This window comes from Veillonella sp. S13053-19 (assembly GCF_002959835.1).
GTDB lineage: Bacteria > Bacillota > Negativicutes > Veillonellales > Veillonellaceae > Veillonella > Veillonella rogosae.
The window spans coordinates 1-21,292 of the sequence record NZ_PPDA01000017.1; the positions used below are offsets into that span (position 1 = coordinate 1).

Sequence of the window (21,292 nt, forward strand, 5' to 3'; positions counted from 1 at the left end):
ACTCTCTAGTGGTGTTAATTAATACAGAGACAATGTTTCGATATTTAGATGAAACATTGGTGTTAGATAAAGAATGTCCGAGGACTAATAACCCTATTGAAGGTGGGGTAAACGCACAACTCAGACGTTTATTGCGGTACCATCGAGGGATGTCTGTAGAAAAACGCATAAAAGCGGTCTTTTGGTGGTGTTATTTACACTCACCAAGACCGCTTCCTGCAAAAGAAATACTTAAGGTAATGCCAACTGATGCGAGTATTTCTAAAATATATAGATCTATGAATGAAAGAGCCCAACTTCAAGGCATAATTCCAACTTGGGGGGATGCCATTTCTTGGGGTGATTTGCATAACTATGACAAATTATCTTTCAATGATTGGGATTAAAGTACCAACACGTTTTGTCCTATAACCCAATTTTATCCTACAAATTGTTGCCAGAATGGCATGTACACATATTCTAGGAATGTCCATACGAGCAGACCTGCTACAGCACCAACGATAGCACCATTGATGCGAATCCAGCTGAGGTCGTCCTCTACCTTAGATTCGATGAAGTAAATAAACTTCTCTGTGCTAAGGCCGCCGAGCACTTGGCGTATGATGGTTTCAATGAGGTCGTAGCCTTGTTCAAGGACATAGATCCCTATATCGTGTAATGTAACTTCAATACGGTTTCTAAGATCTTCAGATTGACCGTATACGGTCCACAATTCAAGGGCAATATTAACTAACACTTGAGCTGGTGTTTCCCCATTTTCATCCCCTACAAGCAATAGTTCTTCTACATACGGGCATAAATGGTTTTCAATGACAGATTCCCAGTCTTGTTCGCGAATCCAACGCTCCCACGCTTCATCGAGGGCATTACAAACTTCGCGATTATCTTCAATATTGCGAATGGGATCTACCCATTGGCGAAGCCATGCAGTCCGTTCAGGACTATTTGGTCGCTTCCAGTTTTCAAGCATAGCATAAGCCTCTTGAACGATAGCCTGTGCCAACTCATGGTAGTTCACCACATCAGTCGCTTCAGACATAGAGATGAGGAAATCAGACCAGAAGCCTTTTCTCTTTTTCTTATGAGCCTCTTCTGCTACAACCGCTGTAAGCCATGTCACCATAGCTGGATGGTTGATACGTTCTTGAATTACGTTCAATACCTGTACAACCATGCCTTCATAGCGATTATGTTCACATAAATCGAGCAATACGTGTTTTAACACAGGTACGAGGGAGTGTTTTTCTAGCAAACCGCGAATGCGTTTCGCCCCCCACTGTGCCCATTCTTCGCTCGTTTGAGATTTCCATAATAGATGCAACCCTTGATGGATTACAAGACGCGCTGCCCGTTGCCCTTCCGGTGATAGCAAGAATTTTTCAAACAATGGAACAAATTCCACATTATTTAACAATACCTTGCAACGATCCTTGGTCAGCATCTTTGTCTCAACCAGCTTGATAACACCATTGATAAGGCGATCTTTATTTCTTGGAATGAGCGCCGTATGGTATGGGAAACCGAGTGGCTTACGGAACAAAGCAGTTACGGCAAACCAGTCGGCTACGCTACCGATAAGGGCAGACTGCACAGCCCAGTAAAGCGGCTGATACCAGCTTTCAGAACCAAAGAAAAATTGACCTACGAAAGCAAAACAGTACAATAGAGCAGTCAAACCAAGAATACCATTTGCGCATTGCCGCAAGGTAAGGGATTTCAAATATCTAATCATTTGAGCACCCCCTCTACAAAAATGGTCAAGCCGTAGAAGATGCCGCCTAGGATAGCCCCTACGAGAGAGCCGTTAATACGAACCATTTGAAGGTCATAGTACATCTTGCCGCGTACGATTTGGGTGATTTCATCGGGTGAATAACGTGACAACTCCTGCCCTACTACTCTATCGATGAGTGGGTTTAATTTTTGTAACCACGGAATACTGCGAAGTAAGAAGAACCGTTCAAATGGCGCCTGCTTGTCTGGATTCAACAAGATTTCCGTACCGAGCACATTAAAGCGGTCGATAACGATGTCCATGAGGCGATTCCAATCTACAGTATCGCCGTCGATGAGCTTACCTTCCCATTCTTCTAGAACCATTCGGATCCATTGGTCTTTATGTTCCTCAATAAATGCTTGCCATTCCTTATTAGTTTCCAAATTATTGAAGAATCGAATCGCTTGGCCCCATACGTAGCGACCTAGCGCAGAATCGATGGACTCATTTTCCTTCAAGAATTGAACAGCCTTTTTCTGCACCGTTTCCACCAATCGTTCTGGTGAAAGCCCATCCCCACCAAAGGCAATAGCCAGTTCGCGGAAGAAGGAATCCTTCGTATAGGTTTTCATAATGTCTAGCATGACGCGATACAAATAAGGGTATACCTGATTCGATGCGATAACACGCTGACAGGTACGGTTAAAGTAGAGCCAGAAAATACTTGCTGTTTGGCGTTCTAACATGCAGCGGCCAAACAAGATAACGAGAGGCGTCGCCTTCCAGTTCGTAACACCTTTATAAACAGCCTTATTGATTTCTTGACGCATAGGCTCAATATCCATATGGGATAAGACTTGATTACCTACACCGTACAAGATTTCTTTAATCTGACCTTGTCCTACATCACTCATGCCGTATTCGATAATACGAACCATTACGCGTTCTTTTTTGATGGCATAATACATCTGCGGCACACGTAGCAACTCTTCACTGAGCATGGTACGCCCTATTTGAATAAGACGCTCCTTGCTACGCGGCAAGATGGCTGTCTTAAAAGGAATACCCAAAGGCTTCGTAAAGAGTGCCGTTACCGCATACCAGTCCGCCAAGCCACCAATCATGGCCGCTCCAGATACGTGCATGATAAACGCCCAGAACGTATCCTGTCTTTGTGGATATGCAATTAAAAATATAATAGCCATGACAACCAACAGGGTGGTTGCCACTGGTTTAGTTTTCATCATCACTTGATCCTAACTTACTGAATTACGTATATAGACTCTCCCCATATAACGTAGTGACCTCTAGTGTCACGGACTTTCACAAACTACAAACGGTGAAAGTAGATTTAGAATGTGCATTCGTCGCCATCTTTTTGAGGCGCCCAAATCGGCACATCTCCAAAGAGGGCCTCAAAATACACGGATGGAGTCCATAATGGACCATTTAGATGCATCGGAATAAAGGCTTTTTTCACGTCTACGCGGCGTAAAAACTCAATGCTGCCCCACTCCATAGCGTCTTCGAGACGATTATCGACAGGGAACATCGCCACATCTACAGACAAGCCTTCCAGCTCCTTAAACTCACGCCAAGCCATACGCTTTGCATCTGCATTATTTTCTGGTGTATCACCAAGCCAATGCCACCAGTTGAGGTCACCGGCATGGAAGATAGAATCAGAGTCGATATTAGCCGTATTTGTCTTTACGTAGAAAGAACCGCCTTCATCGGTGCTACCATACATATGGATGCCTACATCATCAAGTGTGGCATCTTGGCCAGGGCGCATGGTAATACATTTTTTCACCTTACCCTCTAATGGTACATCTTGATGGCAAATATAACGAGTTTGAGGACCATCAAACTCCGTAATAGACGGATTAAAGTGATCACCATGAGTATGGCTCACAAAGAACCAAAGCTCACGACCTCGTTTAGCTAATTGCCAAACTATATTATTAGGATCTTTATAATAATCAAACACATAGCAACGCTTGCCATCATCTACGACAAAGCCACTATGAGCTAAAAAAGTAACATCTAACATTATTATCAATACCTCTAGTTTATTGAGAATTTATATCATTCGTATTGTTTATTATACCATATTTTTATAAAGACAGGGCATGAAAGTAGCGATATAGTTTAGAATAATTCTCTTTAAATGCGACCGGAAGATTTCATATAGTCAATATATTGGTTACCCCAAGTTTCAAGGGACACTAGAACTGTTTTAAAATCTGCCCCTACTTCGGTAAGGCTATATTCAACCTTTGGTGGAATCGTACCGTATACTTCACGGTGTACAAGGCCATCATCCTCTAATTGGCGTAACGCTCTAGTAAGTGTTGCTTGTGTAATTGGGTATAAGCGGCGCTCTAATTCACGGAAACGCACAGGCCCTTCGGCTAATTCGTGCATGATCAATAAAGACCATTTGCCAGCTAATAACTTTTGACTCGTTGCAAAAGGACAGCGGCCCACTAAATCATGAACATTTACGAGTTGCTCTGCCATTGTAATTCTCCTTTTCTATATAGCTTAAGTAGCTCGTTATAACAAAGCTAAACCTCTATAGCTAAGCTCAACTATGTATAGCTATACTACTATTTCCATTTCAAGATTAGAAATATGTTTTTCTAATGTAGTTCAAATCATATCACAAATTTATCGTATTGCAAGCATTTTATAGTATCATTTTTTAGGGTACAAAATTTTTTGAAAAATTTTTGGTCAGTAAATATCATAATTCTATCACTTTTGATAGTACCTATCCTAAATAATTCTACTATTCAAAATAGTGGCACACTTATATAATGAGGATATCAAGTAACAGGAACGCCGTGAAGGCGCCATTAAAGGAGTCCCAACCATCGCAAAAGATGAGTTACAATTAACAAAATTTAAGGAGGTCATCTATTATGAAACGCATGCCAACATTATTCGTAGGTCACGGCAGTCCTATGATGGCTTTAGAACATACAGAAACAACCAACACATTTCAAACTATAGGCAAAAACATAATCAATAATTACGGTAAACCAAAAGCTATCTTAGCCATTTCTGCTCACTGGTATACAGATGGTACCTACATTCAAAGCGCAGAGAATCCAAAACAAATTTACGATATGTATGGATTTCCTCAAGAACTCTACGAAGTTGTATATCCTGCAAAGGGTGACAGCAATTTAACGAAAGAAGTACAAAAATTACTGGGTAACTCCGTTTCTATAAATGACACTTGGGGCATCGATCACGGCATGTGGACTGTTTTGGTTCACATGTTCCCTGATGCGTCCATACCAGTGGTACAATTATCCATCAATAAATACTTAAGCCCAAAAGAAGCCTATCAATTAGGCGTAAAGCTACAATCATTACGCGATGAAGGCTATCTCATCATAGGCAGTGGTAATATCGTTCACAATTTAAGCCGCTTGGAATGGGAAAATCCATCGGGCTCCCCTGCTACGATTGAGTTTGACCAATATATTAGTAACGCTGTATTAGAAAACGATGTAAATACTGTCATTAATTACTCCAATCATCCTCAAGCAAGCTATGCTGTGCCTACACCAGATCACTACCTCCCATTAATTTATATTATAGGGGCTAGCAATGGGGGCAAACCTACCGTCTTTAATCAAAGCTATAATACTGGATCTCTATCCATGACAGGCTTTATCTTTGAAGATGCAGAATAATAACCTACATACTAATACTATAAAATCTATACATACAAAAATGGCTTGCACCTATGGTACAAGCCATTTTTACATGTCTATTATTTTTCAAGGTAAGGTTTTAACTAATCCGATATGTTTTTTCTCCTTGATTAAATTATAGCAGTTCATTGATGAAGGGTTCCATTTCAGCCGGTTTTACAACAGGTTCAAAGCGCCCTACCACCCTGCCTTGCCGGTCTATGATAAATTTAGTAAAATTCCACTTTACTTCATCATCATTAAGATAATTAGGATCAATACCATTAAGATAATCCGTAAGCATTTCCGTCTTATCACTAGGTGGAAAACCTTGGAATTTTTGTTCTTTAATCATATATTTGAAAAGATCTAAGGCACTTTCACCGCGCACATCTGCCTTTCCCATAACTGGGAAGGTCACACCGTAATTTAATTTACAAAACATTTGAATTTCACTATTAGAACCAGGTTCTTCTTCCCCAAATTGGTTAGACGGAACAGCAATAATTTCTAGACCTTGGTCTTTATATTTCTTATAAAGCGCCTCTAACCCATCATATTGATGAGTAAAACCACATTTACTAGCAGTATTAACAATAACAAGCACTTTACCTTCAAATTCTTTTAAGCTTTGCTCTTCACCAGCTTTATTGAGTAAAGAGTAATCATATACAGTCATGATATGCCTCCTAAAAATAGAGTGTATTTGCACTTTCACAAGGACAAATACACTCTATATAACTATCCTAGATAGAGCTTTAACATATTACAATTATTATACTAAAAAGTTTTATTAACCGATACTATCCCAATAATGTTTTCACGTCATAGCCAAATTTAGCTGTTGTTTCAGCAGCTGTTTTTTGCCATTCTGTAGGTGCTGTGCCGTCTTTCTTAAGGAAGAATCCAGAGTCAAGATAGCGGATAATAATATAGTTGGAATCTTTTTGATCAAAGCCATTACCCCGACTGAAGTCAATGCCATGACCTGTATTGCGCGTTACAATAGCCTCCAACAAAGGTAATGTGATGGCATTCAATGTGATTTTCATATCAGGAGAATCAAAGATTTTTTTAAGGAATGAGCTAGGCTTTTCTTCCTTGTATACTAAAAGCTTACTAATCGTGCCATTAGATGCACATACTACGCGACGGATATCTGTAATAGGAATATCTACCTTGCCATTAGAGATAACACCGTTTTTAATAGTGATTTCTCGTTTACCCATAATGGAATAGTCCAATGGTAATTGAAGAGTATCCAAATTTGCAGGGAAGTCTGCTGTCAATTTATGACGAGCAAACGCGGCAATAATTGCTTTTGTTTCACGAATGTTGTGACCAGCATTAGATTCTGTACGGTCCGTATCTAAATCTTGGCCTTCCATATTTTTCCAATTGTGATCTCTAAACATAATCGTATAGTTACTATTTGAATTTAGATATCTTGTAAGATATAGCTCATTTACATCTTCAAAATTAATGTCAGTGATAACCGTACCATTAGCATCTTTGCAAAGTACACCATTGTAACTAATAGTTAAGGTACGCTCAGAACCTTCAAAAACAACGGGATTTGTGTCGAATACAGAAATCATAGCCCTCTCCTTTTCACGACTCTAAACACAATTACACTTGTACATATCAAGTGTATTCACGCAAGCATTGATTAAATATATTAATCAAATATTATTAACTTAATCATACACCTTCTATATAAGTTTAAACAACTACTATATTTTTCTGACAATCTATATTCTAAAATATCTGACAAACACTAGATGCTTTCACCAATATATTTACAATAGATATCAAACAATATCTGTATAAAACAAAAAAGCTGATTCCGAAGAATCAGCTTTTAGTATTTCATTGAAGCACTTCAAATGAAGTTTTAGTTGAAATTAGATGCTTTCAACAGCAGTGATTGCAGCAACCTCTACAATGTCTTGAGCGGAGCAACCGCGGGAAAGGTCATGGATAGGAGCAGCCAAACCTTGAATCAATGGACCAATAGCTTCAGCGTCAGCGAAGCGTTGAACCAATTTGTAACCAATGTTAGCAGATTGAAGATCAGGGAAGATCAAGATGTTAGCTTTACCAGCTACATGAGAGCCAGGAGCTTTTCTTTCTGCTACGGAAGGAACGATGGAAGCGTCCAATTGTAATTCGCCGTCGAATTTGAAGTCTACATTACGTTCTTTCAAAATGTTAACAGCTTCTACTACTTTGTCTACTTCTGGAGTGGAAGCGGAACCTTTAGTGGAGAAGGACAACATGGATACGCGAGGATCAGCCATACCAACAACTTTGCGAGCTTTTTCTACAGTGGATTCTGCAATATCAGCTAATTGTTCGCTAGTTGGGTTAGGCAATACACCACAGTCGGAGAAGATGAGTACGCCATCATCACCATATTCTTTTTTATTTGTGAACATAACCATTGTGGAAGATACAGTTTTAAGGCCTGGTTTAGTACCTACAACTTGTAATGCAGCGCGCAATACGTTTGCAGTTGGGCAAGCAGAGCCAGCAACCATGCCGTCTACTTCGCCAAGACGAACAAGCATAGCGCCGAAGAATAAGCAGTCGCCTTTCATAGTTGCGTCAGCTTTTTCAGGAGTCATACCTTTTTTTGCGCGCAATTCTACGAAGGTATCAACCATTTCTTGGTAACGAGCGTAGTTAGCTGGATCGATGATTTCAGCGCCTTCGATGGATACGCCAGCAGCTTTAGCAGCTTCAGCGATTTCAGTAGGGTTACCTACTAATACAGGTGTGCAGAAACCTTCTTTTAAAATAGTTTCAGTAGCTACCAAAACGCGTTCGTCTTGGTACTCTGGCAATACGACTTTTTTACCTAATGATTTTACTTGGTTTTTCAAATTTTGAATTAAATCCACGATTTTTGCCTCCTTAACATTGGCTTTACGCCATATCAATACTATTATTATAGCAAATTCAACCTATTGGTAAAAGTAAAAATTATTTCTCACCCTATCACTCCTAGTTTTATACCCTTTTGGTGAAAGTTGGAATCCATTCCAACTTTTCTAGTATCTAGCAATGAATTGGGATTTCATTCCAACTTTTACACCATTTTACGACTAATTAGGATTCAATTCCAACTTTCAGTAGAAGATTACGAAGAAAGCTTAACCCTTTTATTGAGCTGTTTACACATAAAAGGTTACAATAATAGAAACTACAGATTCTTTCAAATTCCTAATTATAGTCATACATCTATTAGGAGGCCCCATGGCAAATACAGAAACGACCATCAATGCCGTTGTTAATCCGCAAAACAACGATGCACCTATAGATATAGAGAAAACGATTAAAGCCTTAGAACGCAATAAATTCGTGGCCCATTATTTTGAAACGGCCGCCGAAGCCGTTGCGTATCTAAAAAACCGCATCCAAAACAAATGTGTAGCCATCGGCGATTCTCGCACTTTATTAGAAATAGGTGTTCATGATGCTTTATCTGAGGTCAACGAGGACATCACAGACATTCAGTGTCCCCTGCCCGGTGAAAGCTTTCGCGATACGGCGTTACGCACCATGGGACGCGATGTATTTCTCACCTCGGTAAATGCCCTTTCACAAACGGGAGAGATGGTGAATATCGACGGCACAGGCAATCGTGTAGCAGCCTCCTTATTTGGCTCCCAAGAGGTATTCTTTGTACTAGGTATTAACAAGATTACCCCTGATTTAGCCTCTGCCATTTATCGCGCACGCAATGTAGCGGCGCCCCTCAATAGTAAACTCAACAAAAAGAGTACGCTCAACCCTTGCGCTACATTAGAGCAACAATGTTATGATTGCGGATCTTCTGACCGCATCTGTAATGCCTTAACTATTTACTATAAAAAGATGCGCAATATGCAAACTATGGAAGTCATTATCATCAATGAATCTTTAGGCTTCTAATAGCTTGTGGACCATTGAGAAAGTCTTGAACACTTAACTGACCTAGTCCATTGACGACTCTATAAATCGTAGACCATCTAGGGTCGATGGCACCACTTTCAAGATCACTTATATAAGATTGAGCTAGACCCGATTTATCTGCTAATTGATACTGTGTCATGCCCAATTGTCTGCGCCAAAGCAAAATCAACACACCGAGTTTGTGAACTTCTTGTCGAATTTGTAAATCTCGACAACAAACGATAGGATTCATACCAACCTCTATCTACTTTCACACTCAACACATGCTTATGACCTAACTATAACGATTAACTGTTGGCGCTGACTAGTAGCAGTTGAAAAGTGATAACGTAAAAGCCTTAATAAAAACTAACATCCACATTAGTTCTATTAAGGCTTTTTTCTACGTCTATTAAGTTATGTCCGATTTCATCAATTCGTGGAATTTTAGTATATCTAGAAAGAGTTAAGGCTAAAAATACAGGTATTGCACGCAACAAACTCAGTGTTTATAAGCATTTATCGTGACTTCTATACATTATCTATACAGGAAAGTCAAATTTGAATTCTAATATCATCCTGTATTAGCCTACATCATAATAGGTACATATATGCATTTCCGCTCCACTTTTACCTTAATCTGAAAACAATAATAAAACATTACTAAAACAATATAAGGATTAAGACCTTATAGTAAAAAAATATTCAAATCCTTATAGTAAAAAGGGCCTATACTAAGTATAGACCCCTTAGATTATCTATATAAGATTATTCAGTAATGCTATCTTGCGCTTTTTTGATTTCCATGTATTTAACCATGCCGTCAACAGCTTTTTTAGCTTCACGCATAGCGAGTACTACAGTAGCAGGTTTATGTACTACGTCACCGCCAGCGAATACGCCTTTACGGTTAGTCATACCATATGGATCCTCTGCAGTAATGATGTAGCCTTTATCGTCTACTTGTAGGTTATTACCTTCACCGATGAGACGAGCATTTGGTTTATGACCAGCAGCGATGATAATTTTATCTACAGGCATAACTTGGAAGTTACCTGTGCCATGGATACCTGCACCATCGTCGTTAAGCGCCATGACTTCGTATTTGAAGCCTTCTACTTTATCTTTGCCTTCTACAGCTACTGGAGAAGCGAACCATTGGAATTGAACGCCTTCAGCACGTGCTTCTTCGTATTCAGACAATAATGCTGGCATTTGTTCTTGACTACGACGATACGCTACAGTTACGGATTCGGCACCTAAACGTACACATGTACGAGCCGCATCCATCGCTACGTTACCACCACCGATGATAATGACACGATCACCTTTTCTCACAGGAATTAGAGACTCATCAAGATCGCCGTTTTCTACTAATTGTACATTCGTCAACAAGTACATCGCTTGGAATACGCCGTGTACTTCATCATTTTCCATGCGTACTTCTTGAGGAATATGAGTACCAGTACCGATAAAGATGGAATCAAAGCCTTCAGCAAAAAGATCATCCAATGTTTTATCTTGACCGATAAATATATTACATACGAATTTAACCCCTAAACCTTCAAGACGAGCGATTTCACGACGTACAACAGATTTAGACAAACGGAATTCTGGAATACCGAATAAGAGTACGCCACCTGGTTCAGATTGGCCTTCAAATACAGTTACATTATAACCAAGTTTAGCCATATCGCCTGCGACGGACAAACCTGCAGGACCAGAACCTACTACAGCTACATTACCAAGATTTTGTTGGATTTTCTTAGGTTTGCGAAGTTCATTGATGCTTTCAAAGTCAGCAGCAAAGCGTTCCAATTTACCGATATTGATAGGCGGTTTTTTCGCCTTGTTCATAATACAATTGCCTTCACATTGATTTTCACGTGGACATACGCGACCACAAATGGATGGCAAGTTGGTCCGTTCTGCCAAAATATCGTTGGCTAAACCAAAGTTACCGTGTGCGATGGCTTGGATGAAACGAGGAATTTCGTTTTCAATAGGACAACCCATTTGGCACAATGGTCTTGGACAGTTGAGACAACGTTTCGCCTCGGCGAGCGCTTCCTCCATCGTATAATCCGCATCAAAATGTAGTGGTTTTAATTCGTTACTCATGGCACATGCCTCCTAATAAGGATCCAGTACTATACTTATACAGCGTTGCATGCACCTAAACATTCCGATGAGCCCTCTCACATAGGGATGCCGCCACATGCTGCTAACATTTATCTTTTGTAACCATTCGATAGACGTGTGGTCACTGGTCAGACACACACTATTCTATAGTATATTCTAAATTGTGAAAGTCGAAACCGTCAAGCAAATCTCATAGGTTGTGTATACGGATATAGGCCCTATGCATGCAAGGATTGCATAGAAAAAGAGGCGCCCTCAGGCACCTCTTTACATAGCGATGTGTAGTTCCCGATTTTAATCGTTTACTATTTGCCTTTAAGGGTACGATCGAAGAGGTCATTAATGATATTTACCAAAACTAGTGTCAACTTTTGCATAATCCCGTTAACATGTATACTAATAAGAGATACATAAATAGTGAAATAGTTCCTATCTTGGCTTGAAGAAGAAAAACAGCTATTAAAAGAACAGCTCCACAAGTAATATTCCTATGAATTGAATATTTCAATGAATTAAATATTCTTTATACGAGGCCAACTATGAATCCAGCCGAATTTACATCAACTTATTATATCGATCGCCGTGGGTCGCACTCCCGCAAATGGGACGGCCAACATTTAAAATTTAATCGCACTGACCTATTGCCTCTATGGGTAGCAGATATGGATTTCATGCCACCTCGGTGCATACAAGAGGCTATTTGTACCTATGTGAAAGCAAATCCTTTAGGCTACACCATGACAAATCCTAACTATCTTGAAGCAGTGATAGATTGGTATAAGCGGCGCCATAACTGTATACTTTCAAAAGACTGGCTCACCAGCGCTCCGAACGTCATTACAGGCATTATGTGGTGTATCGCAGCTTTCACAAAAACAAATGATGCCATCGCAGTCCTCACGCCCGTATATGGAGCATTTGATGCGAGTGCCAGCGATGCTAAGCGCCCTATTATTGCAGTCCCTATGAATCGCAATGAAGATAACCGGTATTCTGTTGATTACTCAGCCTTTGAAGCGGCTATCGTTAAACATGATGTCAAAGTATTCATTCACTGCACCCCCCACAATCCAGTGGGCCATGTATGGACCGAAGACGAGATGGACCAGCTATTTAGCATTTGTAAGCGTCACGGGGTACTCATCATTAGCGATGAAATTCATCAAGACCTTGTTGCGGGCCCTCTTCCTTTTACCTCTGCCTTAACCGTATCTAACGGAGCCTACGCAAACAACATCATCGCCATGTCTTCTCTGTCAAAATCGTTTAATATGGCTAGTTTGCACCATGCAGAGGTCATTATCCCTAACGAAGATCTACGACGCCAGTACAATGCATGTAAAAGCCTTATGTACCATACTGATTCCGACGTCATCGCCGAAGCAGCTATTACAGCGGCCTACACACATGCAGAAGCAGAAATGTGGCTAACGGATTTGCTCACCCTAGTGAAAGAAAACTATGAGTATATGTGCAGCCAACTCTTGCAGGCTCTACCAAAACTTCGCATCAGCCCTATGGACGGTACCTACTTAGTGTGGATTGATTTTGGCGCCTATGTGAAAGCTGAAGACATGCATAATGTATTTGAAAATCAATGTGGTATTGCCCCTAGCTTTGGTGAATGGTTCGGTGGTGAAGGGTACGCTACCTTTGTGCGACTCAATTTAGCCACCAGCCTAGAAAACATTAAAATAGCCACAAATAGTATACTTCAACACGTACCTCCGAACGACTAATAGTATAATTCAACATGAACATCCATAGGACGTATACTATAGTGCATGCTAAAAAGGCTGCTCTAGCATCATTCAATGTTAGAGCAGCCTCTTTCTGTAATTAGTTTATACTATTAGTTTATACAACATATCGATATTGCAGTTCACATATGTTTGTATTCTAATTCCACAGTAATGCACGATTGGCATTACATAGGATTTTATTTAATTCTTGCGAAGTGTTCCTTAGCAAATTGCATATCTTGTACTAGTTCTAATGTACCAAGGTAGTTATTGTTTTGATCGCGTACCGCCATGTAGTTTACATAGAACGGACGGCCTACCTTTTCAAGCCAAACTGCCACGTTATCACGTTCACCATTGCGGAAGGACTCGATGATACCACGTACAATTGGCTCTACCTTTGGAGGATGGCAAGAGAACACATCTCTACCGATAGCTGTTGTAGGGCGTTTGAATACCTTTTCACCATCATTGAAATAACGGTTAATATCTACATGGTCAACGAAAGTGATTTCCATCGGCATTGTATTAAGCATAGCGTCTAATTGTTCTAGCGTTAAGCTACCACCGATTAAAGCGATAGTATTGCTATCACCACTTGTCGGTGCTGCTTTAGCAGCTAGTGCAGCCTCAGCCTCTGCCCAAGCAACGCGTTCTACGCCGAAAATCTCTTCGTATTGTTCAGTATCTTTGTAAATTTGGTACCATTCTTCAGTACTAAAGTTCTCCGCACAGATTGGGAACAAGATATTTTGCTCTTTATAGATCATCTCTTGAGCACGTGTAAGAAGACCATCAAACTCTTCGTACCAAGCATCATCAATAGACTCAGCACGAGCTAGACGACCAAAGCCATCGCGAATATCGCCATCAACAGTCCACATAACCAGGGATGGACCAGAGATATCGTAAGCTACTTTCAAATGAGGATATAAAAGGTCGCCCTTCTTAGCGTAGTGAATAGATACTTGGCGTACTTCGTTTACATCATCTACGGTAGCCGTTTTGCTGGCCACTTTAACTTTTGTAGCTTCAATCAAAGCTTCGAGAGCTTTGTTTTCTTCTGTTAAGCGGTTAAGCGGATGACCTACTGTTTCCACTAAAGTTACTACGCTTTGGCTTTTTTCTTGTGCTTCTAGTACAGCCTCTACCTTAGCGTGTTCCGCATCCATTTGTTCATGAATAGTGGATCCGTGGAACAAAGCAGAGTGAAGGTCACATAATTGTTGAACCTCAGCCAATGGCGTACCTTCACGCATAAGACCTTGCTCAGCTTTCATGATTTCACTAGCCTCTACATGAGCAAATTGACTAACAAAATCTTCACGAACCGCACCAAGCTCTTCACCTGTACCTAAACGTTTTAAGAAGCTTTTTAATTGCTCTACGCGCTCGCTATCTTGCACTGTATCTTGAACTGAATCGTCAGTTTTATTTTCGGAGTTTTCCGGAGTCTTAGATGCTACAGCATTAGCAGATGCTTCTACAGACTCAGCCTTCACAGCTGTAGCAGCTGCAGTAGATGCAGAATTTTCAGCAGCTACGCCGCTAGGAGGCATGCTCGCACCTTGAGTGTCATCGCCAGATAAGTTTGGCATTTCACCAGTCAACGTAAAACCAGCTTTCATGAAAGCGCCTACGATATCGACCATGGATACGCCTTTCATCTTAGCCCCTTTCGGGATAGTCATGATTTTACCAACAGAGTTCAACATCACCTTATTTGTGATTTCGCTGAACCCTAATTCTTTCATAATATCTACTACTTCAGGATATTCTGTTACCAAATCATATACAGATTTGGATAAATCTAATTTCTTTTCCATTTTGATCCCCTCGTGTCAAAAACTCTATTCATATACTAATTATAAGCCTATACGATGTGTATATAAGGCTGTTCTAATATCATGTAACAGGTCTATATTCATAACCTATGACTCTATGATAAACGATATCGATTATTAAATCTGTATCCATGGCTATACTTTTGAAAGCAGTTCCTAAAATTTTTATAAAAACATGTAAGGATATCTCAAGATAAGGGAGCTTGTTCAATAAGACAACTAAGCAACTAGACATAAAAATAACGGATAGATGATACATCTAGCCCCAATGTATGAGGAGATTAACCAACTATCCGTTATATATAAATTAGTTTGCTTCTACTATTCCTAATTTAAATCCTGTTCCTGTTCCTGTTTCTGTTTCTGTTTCTGTTTCTGTTTCTGTTTCTGTTTCTAACAAGTGTACCCCTTAATCATGATGAGGTTTCAATGCTTTTTCGTAGTTTTCAGAAACTTTATCCCAGTTAATGACGCGGAAGAATTCCTTAATATAGTCTGGGCGACGGTTTTGGTAGTGCAAATAGTATGCATGTTCCCAAACGTCTAAGCAAAGAATGGCTTTTTTACCTTCTAATAGAGGATTGTCTTGATTCGCAGAGGATGTAACTTCAAGATTGCCTTCTTGATTTACTACAAGCCAAGCCCAACCAGAACCAAAGCGTGTAGCTGCCGCAGTGGAGAAGCTTTCAACAAAAGCATCATAACCGCCAAGTTCAGCGTCGATAGCCTCTTTCAAAGGGCCTTGCAATTTAGACGTATCTGGTTTTGTCATGATTTCCCAGAACATAGTGTGGTTCTTATGACCGCCACCGTTATTGATAACTGCTTGGCGGATGTCCTCTGGCACATTAGCGATGTCGCCAAGGATGCAGTCTACACAGCCATAAGCTAGATCAGGGTATTTCGCGATAGCAGCATTTAAATTATTAACATACGCTTGATGATGCTTGTCATGGTGCAATTTCATTGTTTCTGCGTCGATAACAGGCTCAAGATAATCATAAGCATATGGTAATGGTGCGAGTTCGAAAGGTTTCATAGTAGTCCTCCTTAAATTTAGGGCATGGAACGATATGTATCAGTACGCATCGTTCTGGTGAAAGCGTTTCGATGCACCTGCATCGGTTATTTATTATTGATATGAATTATCATTCTTTATTTATTGTATACTCTATATAGAAAATCGTCAATATACCTATAAGACCGATAATGCATAGATCAAATCCATCCGTATGATTCCCTTATGGGCCATATAGTACCAAAAACCATTGAAAGCACTAACCATAAGCCTCTCACAAATACTATTTACAGGATATCAATATATTCACTGTTCAATGCCTTATTCATACTTCGTACAGCACAGAACTTTCCGCACATGCTGCAAGTCTCACTGTGCCCCTCTTCGGGAGCGCGGCTTTCACGAATACTGCAAGCCCTCTCAGGATCAAGAGCACAAGCATATTGTGCCTCCCAATCGAGAATGCGTCTCGCATCAGCCATCGCATCATCTCTATCTCGCGCACCAGGGATGCCTCGCGCTATATCTGCCGCATGAGCTGCAATTTTGAACGCCATGATGCCCTCTTTTACATCATCCGCATTAGGCAACGCCAAATGTTCTGCTGGCGTCACATAGCAAAGGAAGGACGCCCCATGCATGCCCGCTACGGCACCACCGATGGCGGCCGTAATATGGTCATAGCCAGGTGCAATATCTGTTACCAACGGCCCTAGTACATAGAACGGAGCACCGCCACATAAGGTTTCCTCAATTTCCATATTGGCTTGAATTTGATTGAGCGGCACATGGCCCGGCCCTTCAATAATGACTTGAACCCCTTTTTCACGAGCTCGTTTTGTAAGCTCTCCCAATCGCACCAATTCTTCAATTTGACATACATCCGTAGCATCGGCCAAACAACCTGGACGACATGCATCACCTAAAGAGATTGTCACATCGTATTCTCGGCAAATGTCCAAGATATCGTCAAAATATTCGTAGAACGGATTTTCCTTGCCGGTCATACTCATCCACGCAAAGATGAGACTACCACCACGGCTTACAATATTCAATCTACGTTTATGCTTTCTAATTTGTTCAATCGTTTGACGGGTAATACCACAGTGCAAGGTCACAAAGTCTACCCCATCCTCCGCGTGCAATCGAATAGTATCTAAAAAGTCCTGCGCTGTCAGCTCTGCTAAGTCTCTTTTATGGTGAATCACACTGTCATATACAGGGACTGTGCCAATCATAGCCTTGCACTCGCTAGTCAACTTGCGTCTAAAAATACGGGTGTCCCCGTGAGTAGATAAATCCATAATCGATTCAGCCCCTAATTGAATGGCCCAATTAACCTTTTCTAATTCGCTATCATAGTCCGTCACATCCCGTGAAGTGCCTAGATTTACATTGATTTTAGTGCGCAACGACTTTCCTATCCCCTCCGGATCAATGCACGTATGATTCTTGTTGCAAGGAATCACTACTTGCCCAAGAGACACGAGTTCTTGTATGCGTTCCACAGGAACCTGTTCCTTTTCCGCTACGATTTTCATCGCATCCGTTACAAAGCCTTTCTTAGCAGCTTCCAATTGAGTGTAAAACATATTACATATCCTCCTATTGAATAAAACCATGTAGCTTTGTATACAAGAAAAAGGGTATCGAAAATTGATCGATACCCTTTTATGGTCTTTGCGTGCTTCCTACGCGGGCATGATCCCGATCAGGTCAAAGGTCAGGTGCTAACAGCCCTTTCTCAGCCTATTATATAGACTCCCTTGCATACTCTACTATGTAATTATCTTCAGCATATCACTATTAAAAAAATAGTTCAATATAGTCTTTGCTAATCATTCAATATTGCATGTAGTATACAGCTTTAGTCAATGATGCACTGACACATTTTCATCGTTGTTAACGCCGCTTGGTGAGACTCTTCGGTGACGCCTGCACAGCAGCTAGAATCAACGTGAATAGGAACCTCTGGCAAACCTGCTTTCAGCATAATCGCATTGGAAACAACGCAAATATCTGTGCAGAGACCAACGAGAGTAATGGACTCGATAGGATTTACCACATTCATACCTTCTAAGCGCGTTACGAGCTCAAAGGATGCAAAGTTTGGCTTATCTACAAAGGATACAGGGCTCATGATAGGACGCCCTTCTGCAGCTTCGATTAAACCTTTCACAATATGCCAGCCCTCTGTATTTTTCACGCAGTGCGGCACTGGTAACATTTTCCCCTCTTGGCGCTCAAGATAATCTATACCATGTGTGTCGCGGGTGAAAATAATAGGCCCGTCAAAGCTTTCAATTTTTTTGCGCACATTATCTACAATCATCTGTGCTTGCGTCGAACCAAGGGCACCATCTACAAAATCATTTTGCATATCGATAACAACTAGAACCTTTTGCATAGTTCCTCCTGTATATAGTCTACAAAGAACACATTAATTATTCACTACACTACTAGTTATACTCTTAATTCTTAATAACATCAATAGCAGTCATTTATTCTTTTTCCTCGGCCAATGCATGGCGCACTCGATCGGGTTTATTATGCGCAAGTTTCCCCGCTGCAGCGGCCGCCACGGCACCTACAAGATCATCGAGGAATGTATTACAGTGACCGCCCTCTTCACTATCTAGTTTTTTGATAATACCCGGCTTTACCTTATCTAAATAGCCATAGTTCGTAAAGCCAATAGAACCATACAGATTAACGATGGAAAAGGCTAGAATTTCATCGATGCCATAGAGGCTTTCATCATTAGCCACGATGCGTTGCAAAGGCTGAGACAGTTTATTTTGTTCCGTTAACTTGTCGAGCTCAATGCCCGTAATTATCGCATTGTGTACCTCTCGTTTTGAAAGCACGGATGCCACATGTTCACGGCACTCTTCAATCTTTAAATTCGGCATATACGGTTTTTGAACATATAAAACGAGCTCTGCAATATCCTCTAGCGTAACACCACGCTCCGCCAGTAGGTCGTAAGTATATTTCTCTAAATCTTTTGTAGATTCCATAAGTGCTCCTTTATTTTTTCTTAGGCTTATCTCCGGATAACATAACAATACTAACTGGAATGGTTATCACCAATTCTTCCTCTGTATCGACATGCTTTGTATTCCAAGCCGCCTCTTTGGCAGCCTCTTCAAAGATGGGGTAAGCCTCTCGATCTAATTTCCAATTATTAGGCCCCGCTTCAACAGCCACAATATTCCCCTTATCATCGGTCTTAATCTCTACTGGAACAATCAAGGTACCGTCAGCACTCGTTTTGAAAGCCTCACTAGGAATGATGACATTATAAGAGATTTGTTGCTGCAATTCATAGGTACGCTTATCTGTAGGCTTTAAATCAGCCGCCAAAGAACCAACAGTTCCCATCGTAGAAGCCAATAAGGCTAGTAACACAACACGTTTTAACATAGTTTCCTCTCGACTAAATACTCTCACGCTACACGCAGTATACGTTGATTATACCACGAAAAAATCCCTACCGATGCATAATCAGTAGGGATTTATTTATAGTTAGATTTTCTTAACCATTTCGGATTTCAATGCCATCGCACCGAAACCATCGATTTTGCAATCGATATCATGGCCATCGCTCGCATCAGTGATGAGGCGAATATTTTTTACGCGCGTACCTTGTTTCAAGATGCCCGCACCTTTTACTTTGAGGTCTTTTACTACAACAACTGTATCGCCATCAGCTAGCTCGTTGCCGTTAGCATCGCGAATGATACCTGCTTCAGCTGCAGCTTGCGCGTCAGCCGCTGTCCATTCATTGCCACACATAGGGCAGATAAACATATGACCATCTTCGTATGTGTACTCATCGCCGCACTTAGGGCAGTTAGGTAAATTTGCCATTTAGATCTCCTTTTTTCACTACATAATGAAAGTATTATACCATATAATACCTATGACTATGAAAGCCTTATAGATGGGGCCTCGATGATTCATTTAATTATTCACAACACTATTGTAAACCGAATTCAAAAAATACCGATACAGTTGTCGCTTTCTCGACACCAATATTACCTACATTCCATACTATATTTTTAGCAACCTGAACTAATTCCAAATAAACCGTGTCATCAGATAGGTCCTGATTAGGCGTTAATTCAACAGAAATAACATTTCCTTGAGCATCTGTAGTAATAGTCAATGGAACCCTATACGATCTAAAACCCATCTTTTTCATTATCTCAATTGGAATGAATTTCTGTTCTTCTATTTTCCCCACAAATAAAGAAAGATCATTGCTATCTAGTTCCATATCATCTGCCAAAGCAGGTAAAGGACTTAAAACAACTAACAATAAAAACAAACATATAACTCTAAGCATAAACTTTCACCAATCATAACACACAACACAATAATTTCTATTAAGATATATTCTAGAGACTATCAATTTACATCTCTAGTTCGAATTGACTATATATGTCAACCCCTTTATAATGTAATAAAGAGATAGCCAACGAGTGCTTCCGTTAGGCTCATCCCAAAACATTATAAAACATGTAGAAATGGCCTTTCGTTTTCAGCTACCAGTTGGTAACGAAGGGCTATTTGTCGTTATTACGACAAATCAGCACTATCAATGCTCCAAAGGAAATAACAACAGTTAAAATCCCAAGGATAATCATAATGATTTCATAGGCACTCATAGGCTTCACCCCCTTCAAAGAAAAGGGCGACCCAACCTCGTCGACTATCTTAATTATATTATATATCGAACTAATGTTTCACTCAACAAAAAATATGGGTTATAGGACAAAACGTGTTGGTACTTTAATCCCAATCATTGAAAGATAATTTGTCATAGTTATGCAAATCACCCCAAGAAATGGCATCCCCCCAAGTTGGAATTATGCCTTGAAGTTGGGCTCTTTCATTCATAGATCTATATATTTTAGAAATACTCGCATCAGTTGGCATTACCTTAAGTATTTCTTTTGCAGGAAGCGGTCTTGGTGAGTGTAAATAACACCACCAAAAGACCGCTTTTATGCGTTTTTCTACAGACATCCCTCGATGGTACCGCAATAAACGTCTGAGTTGTGCGTTTACCCCACCTTCAATAGGGTTATTAGTCCTCGGACATTCTTTATCTAACACCAATGTTTCATCTAAATATCGAAACATTGTCTCTGTATTAATTAACACCACTAGAGAGT

The 21,292-nt window shown here is 40.4% G+C and carries 20 protein-coding genes, 2 pseudogenes and 1 riboswitch; of the genes and pseudogenes, 4 read left to right on the forward strand and 18 right to left on the reverse strand.

The window, feature by feature from the left end:
• Positions 1–386: pseudogene (locus VEHSUH06_RS10550) on the forward strand (IS256 family transposase); the annotation flags it as partial.
• Positions 387–418: 32 nt separating this feature from the next.
• On the opposite strand, the gene VEHSUH06_RS10555 reads toward VEHSUH06_RS10550, so the two are convergent.
• The 4 genes from VEHSUH06_RS10555 to VEHSUH06_RS10570 form a co-directional block, all read right to left on the reverse strand.
• Positions 419–1,732, reverse strand: a complete 1,314-nt coding sequence (locus VEHSUH06_RS10555) for a DUF445 domain-containing protein (RefSeq protein ID WP_105098852.1) — start codon at positions 1,730–1,732, stop codon at positions 419–421.
• Positions 1,729–2,964, reverse strand: a complete 1,236-nt coding sequence (locus tag VEHSUH06_RS10560; protein ID WP_105098853.1) for a DUF445 family protein — start codon at positions 2,962–2,964, stop codon at positions 1,729–1,731. The genes VEHSUH06_RS10555 and VEHSUH06_RS10560 overlap by 4 nt, the downstream gene beginning before the upstream one ends.
• Positions 2,965–3,068: 104 nt before the next feature.
• Positions 3,069–3,770, reverse strand: coding sequence for an MBL fold metallo-hydrolase (locus tag VEHSUH06_RS10565; RefSeq protein ID WP_105081750.1), 702 nt, complete (start codon positions 3,768–3,770; stop codon positions 3,069–3,071).
• Between the two features lie 113 nt (positions 3,771–3,883).
• Positions 3,884–4,240 carry a helix-turn-helix domain-containing protein gene (locus VEHSUH06_RS10570; protein ID WP_105098854.1) on the reverse strand — a complete coding sequence of 119 codons (357 nt, stop codon included), beginning with the start codon at positions 4,238–4,240 and terminating at the stop codon, positions 3,884–3,886.
• Positions 4,241–4,644: 404 nt separating this feature from the next.
• Here VEHSUH06_RS10570 and ygiD point away from each other — a divergent pair, with 404 nt between their 5' ends.
• Positions 4,645–5,427, forward strand: a complete 783-nt coding sequence (ygiD, locus tag VEHSUH06_RS10575) for a 4,5-DOPA dioxygenase extradiol (RefSeq protein ID WP_105098855.1) — start codon at positions 4,645–4,647, stop codon at positions 5,425–5,427.
• Positions 5,428–5,563: 136 nt separating this feature from the next.
• Here ygiD and VEHSUH06_RS10580 read toward each other — a convergent pair whose 3' ends face one another.
• The 3 genes from VEHSUH06_RS10580 to pta all read right to left on the reverse strand — a co-directional run bounded on the left by VEHSUH06_RS10580 (position 5,564) and on the right by pta (position 8,330).
• On the reverse strand, positions 5,564–6,106 hold the full coding sequence (locus VEHSUH06_RS10580; RefSeq protein WP_105098856.1) for a glutathione peroxidase: 543 nt from the start codon (positions 6,104–6,106) through the stop codon (positions 5,564–5,566).
• Between the two features lie 124 nt (positions 6,107–6,230).
• Entirely contained in the window at positions 6,231–7,025 is a 795-nt protein-coding gene (locus tag VEHSUH06_RS10585) for a hypothetical protein (RefSeq protein ID WP_105098857.1), read from the reverse strand.
• A 306-nt stretch (positions 7,026–7,331) separates the two neighbouring features.
• Complete coding sequence (gene pta, locus VEHSUH06_RS10590) at positions 7,332–8,330, reverse strand: phosphate acetyltransferase (RefSeq protein WP_105098858.1); 999 nt, start codon at positions 8,328–8,330, stop codon at positions 7,332–7,334.
• A 355-nt stretch (positions 8,331–8,685) separates the two neighbouring features.
• Here pta and VEHSUH06_RS10595 point away from each other — a divergent pair, with 355 nt between their 5' ends.
• On the forward strand, positions 8,686–9,363 hold the full coding sequence (locus VEHSUH06_RS10595) for a lactate utilization protein (RefSeq protein ID WP_105098859.1): 678 nt from the start codon (positions 8,686–8,688) through the stop codon (positions 9,361–9,363).
• Here the strand turns inward: VEHSUH06_RS10595 and VEHSUH06_RS10600 are convergent.
• Together VEHSUH06_RS10600 and VEHSUH06_RS10605 are read right to left on the reverse strand one after the other, a co-directional pair.
• Positions 9,341–9,616, reverse strand: a complete 276-nt coding sequence (locus VEHSUH06_RS10600; RefSeq protein WP_105081755.1) for a helix-turn-helix domain-containing protein — start codon at positions 9,614–9,616, stop codon at positions 9,341–9,343. The genes VEHSUH06_RS10595 and VEHSUH06_RS10600 overlap by 23 nt on opposite strands.
• A 515-nt stretch (positions 9,617–10,131) precedes the next feature.
• On the reverse strand, positions 10,132–11,484 hold the full coding sequence (locus VEHSUH06_RS10605; protein ID WP_105098860.1) for an NAD(P)-dependent oxidoreductase: 1,353 nt from the start codon (positions 11,482–11,484) through the stop codon (positions 10,132–10,134).
• Positions 11,485–12,044: 560 nt separating this feature from the next.
• Between VEHSUH06_RS10605 and VEHSUH06_RS10610 the strand changes: the two genes are divergently transcribed.
• The gene (locus VEHSUH06_RS10610) at positions 12,045–13,244 is read left to right on the forward strand and encodes a MalY/PatB family protein (protein WP_105098861.1); all 1,200 of its coding nucleotides are present in this window, start codon (positions 12,045–12,047) and stop codon (positions 13,242–13,244) included.
• A 200-nt stretch (positions 13,245–13,444) separates the two neighbouring features.
• Here the strand turns inward: VEHSUH06_RS10610 and VEHSUH06_RS10615 are convergent, their stop codons facing one another.
• The 9 genes and pseudogenes from VEHSUH06_RS10615 to VEHSUH06_RS10660 form a co-directional block, all read right to left on the reverse strand.
• Positions 13,445–15,073 (reverse strand): DUF438 domain-containing protein, encoded by a 1,629-nt coding sequence (locus tag VEHSUH06_RS10615; protein WP_105098862.1) that lies wholly within the window; start codon positions 15,071–15,073, stop codon positions 13,445–13,447.
• A gap of 427 nt (positions 15,074–15,500) precedes the next feature.
• Entirely contained in the window at positions 15,501–16,130 is a 630-nt protein-coding gene (locus VEHSUH06_RS10625) for a superoxide dismutase (protein ID WP_105098863.1), read from the reverse strand.
• Between the two features lie 266 nt (positions 16,131–16,396).
• Positions 16,397–17,701 carry a phosphomethylpyrimidine synthase ThiC gene (thiC, locus tag VEHSUH06_RS10630; protein ID WP_105098864.1) on the reverse strand — a complete coding sequence of 435 codons (1,305 nt, stop codon included), beginning with the start codon at positions 17,699–17,701 and terminating at the stop codon, positions 16,397–16,399.
• Between the two features lie 79 nt (positions 17,702–17,780).
• Positions 17,781–17,887, reverse strand: a riboswitch (TPP riboswitch).
• A gap of 89 nt (positions 17,888–17,976) precedes the next feature.
• Positions 17,977–18,516, reverse strand: a complete 540-nt coding sequence (locus tag VEHSUH06_RS10635) for a cysteine hydrolase family protein (protein WP_105098865.1) — start codon at positions 18,514–18,516, stop codon at positions 17,977–17,979.
• Positions 18,517–18,610: 94 nt separating this feature from the next.
• A complete protein-coding gene (locus tag VEHSUH06_RS10640) occupies positions 18,611–19,129 on the reverse strand; it encodes a phosphatidylglycerophosphatase A (protein ID WP_054747312.1) in 519 nt (172 codons plus the stop codon).
• A gap of 10 nt (positions 19,130–19,139) precedes the next feature.
• Positions 19,140–19,535, reverse strand: coding sequence for a hypothetical protein (locus VEHSUH06_RS10645; protein ID WP_105081760.1), 396 nt, complete (start codon positions 19,533–19,535; stop codon positions 19,140–19,142).
• Positions 19,536–19,637: 102 nt separating this feature from the next.
• Positions 19,638–19,982: a zinc ribbon domain-containing protein YjdM gene (locus tag VEHSUH06_RS10650; RefSeq protein WP_105098866.1), complete on the reverse strand. Its 345-nt coding sequence runs from the start codon at positions 19,980–19,982 to the stop codon at positions 19,638–19,640.
• A gap of 109 nt (positions 19,983–20,091) precedes the next feature.
• A complete protein-coding gene (locus tag VEHSUH06_RS10655) occupies positions 20,092–20,460 on the reverse strand; it encodes a succinylarginine dihydrolase (protein ID WP_105098867.1) in 369 nt (122 codons plus the stop codon).
• A gap of 446 nt (positions 20,461–20,906) precedes the next feature.
• A pseudogene (locus VEHSUH06_RS10660) lies at positions 20,907–21,292 on the reverse strand (IS256 family transposase); the annotation flags it as partial.

Bases quoted from the DNA above. Each gene is read 5' to 3' on its own strand.
- VEHSUH06_RS10555 (WP_105098852.1), bottom strand. From the start codon at position 1,732: ATGATTAGATATTTGAAATCCCTTACCTTGCGGCAATGCGCAAATGGT.
- VEHSUH06_RS10640 (WP_054747312.1), bottom strand. From the start codon at position 19,129: ATGGAATCTACAAAAGATTTAGAGAAATATACTTACGACCTACTGGCG.
- VEHSUH06_RS10645 (WP_105081760.1), bottom strand. From the start codon at position 19,535: ATGTTAAAACGTGTTGTGTTACTAGCCTTATTGGCTTCTACGATGGGA.
- VEHSUH06_RS10600 (WP_105081755.1), bottom strand. From the start codon at position 9,616: ATGAATCCTATCGTTTGTTGTCGAGATTTACAAATTCGACAAGAAGTT.
- VEHSUH06_RS10635 (WP_105098865.1), bottom strand. From the start codon at position 18,516: ATGCAAAAGGTTCTAGTTGTTATCGATATGCAAAATGATTTTGTAGAT.
- VEHSUH06_RS10585 (WP_105098857.1), bottom strand. From the start codon at position 7,025: ATGATTTCTGTATTCGACACAAATCCCGTTGTTTTTGAAGGTTCTGAG.
- VEHSUH06_RS10615 (WP_105098862.1), bottom strand. From the start codon at position 15,073: ATGGAAAAGAAATTAGATTTATCCAAATCTGTATATGATTTGGTAACA.
- VEHSUH06_RS10595 (WP_105098859.1), top strand. From the start codon at position 8,686: ATGGCAAATACAGAAACGACCATCAATGCCGTTGTTAATCCGCAAAAC.
- ygiD (WP_105098855.1), top strand. From the start codon at position 4,645: ATGAAACGCATGCCAACATTATTCGTAGGTCACGGCAGTCCTATGATG.
- VEHSUH06_RS10565 (WP_105081750.1), bottom strand. From the start codon at position 3,770: ATGTTAGATGTTACTTTTTTAGCTCATAGTGGCTTTGTCGTAGATGAT.
- VEHSUH06_RS10605 (WP_105098860.1), bottom strand. From the start codon at position 11,484: ATGAGTAACGAATTAAAACCACTACATTTTGATGCGGATTATACGATG.
- VEHSUH06_RS10625 (WP_105098863.1), bottom strand. From the start codon at position 16,130: ATGAAACCTTTCGAACTCGCACCATTACCATATGCTTATGATTATCTT.
- VEHSUH06_RS10610 (WP_105098861.1), top strand. From the start codon at position 12,045: ATGAATCCAGCCGAATTTACATCAACTTATTATATCGATCGCCGTGGG.
- thiC (WP_105098864.1), bottom strand. From the start codon at position 17,701: ATGTTTTACACTCAATTGGAAGCTGCTAAGAAAGGCTTTGTAACGGAT.
- VEHSUH06_RS10560 (WP_105098853.1), bottom strand. From the start codon at position 2,964: ATGATGAAAACTAAACCAGTGGCAACCACCCTGTTGGTTGTCATGGCT.
- VEHSUH06_RS10650 (WP_105098866.1), bottom strand. From the start codon at position 19,982: ATGGCAAATTTACCTAACTGCCCTAAGTGCGGCGATGAGTACACATAC.
- VEHSUH06_RS10580 (WP_105098856.1), bottom strand. From the start codon at position 6,106: ATGACTGTATATGATTACTCTTTACTCAATAAAGCTGGTGAAGAGCAA.
- VEHSUH06_RS10570 (WP_105098854.1), bottom strand. From the start codon at position 4,240: ATGGCAGAGCAACTCGTAAATGTTCATGATTTAGTGGGCCGCTGTCCT.
- VEHSUH06_RS10655 (WP_105098867.1), bottom strand. From the start codon at position 20,460: ATGCTTAGAGTTATATGTTTGTTTTTATTGTTAGTTGTTTTAAGTCCT.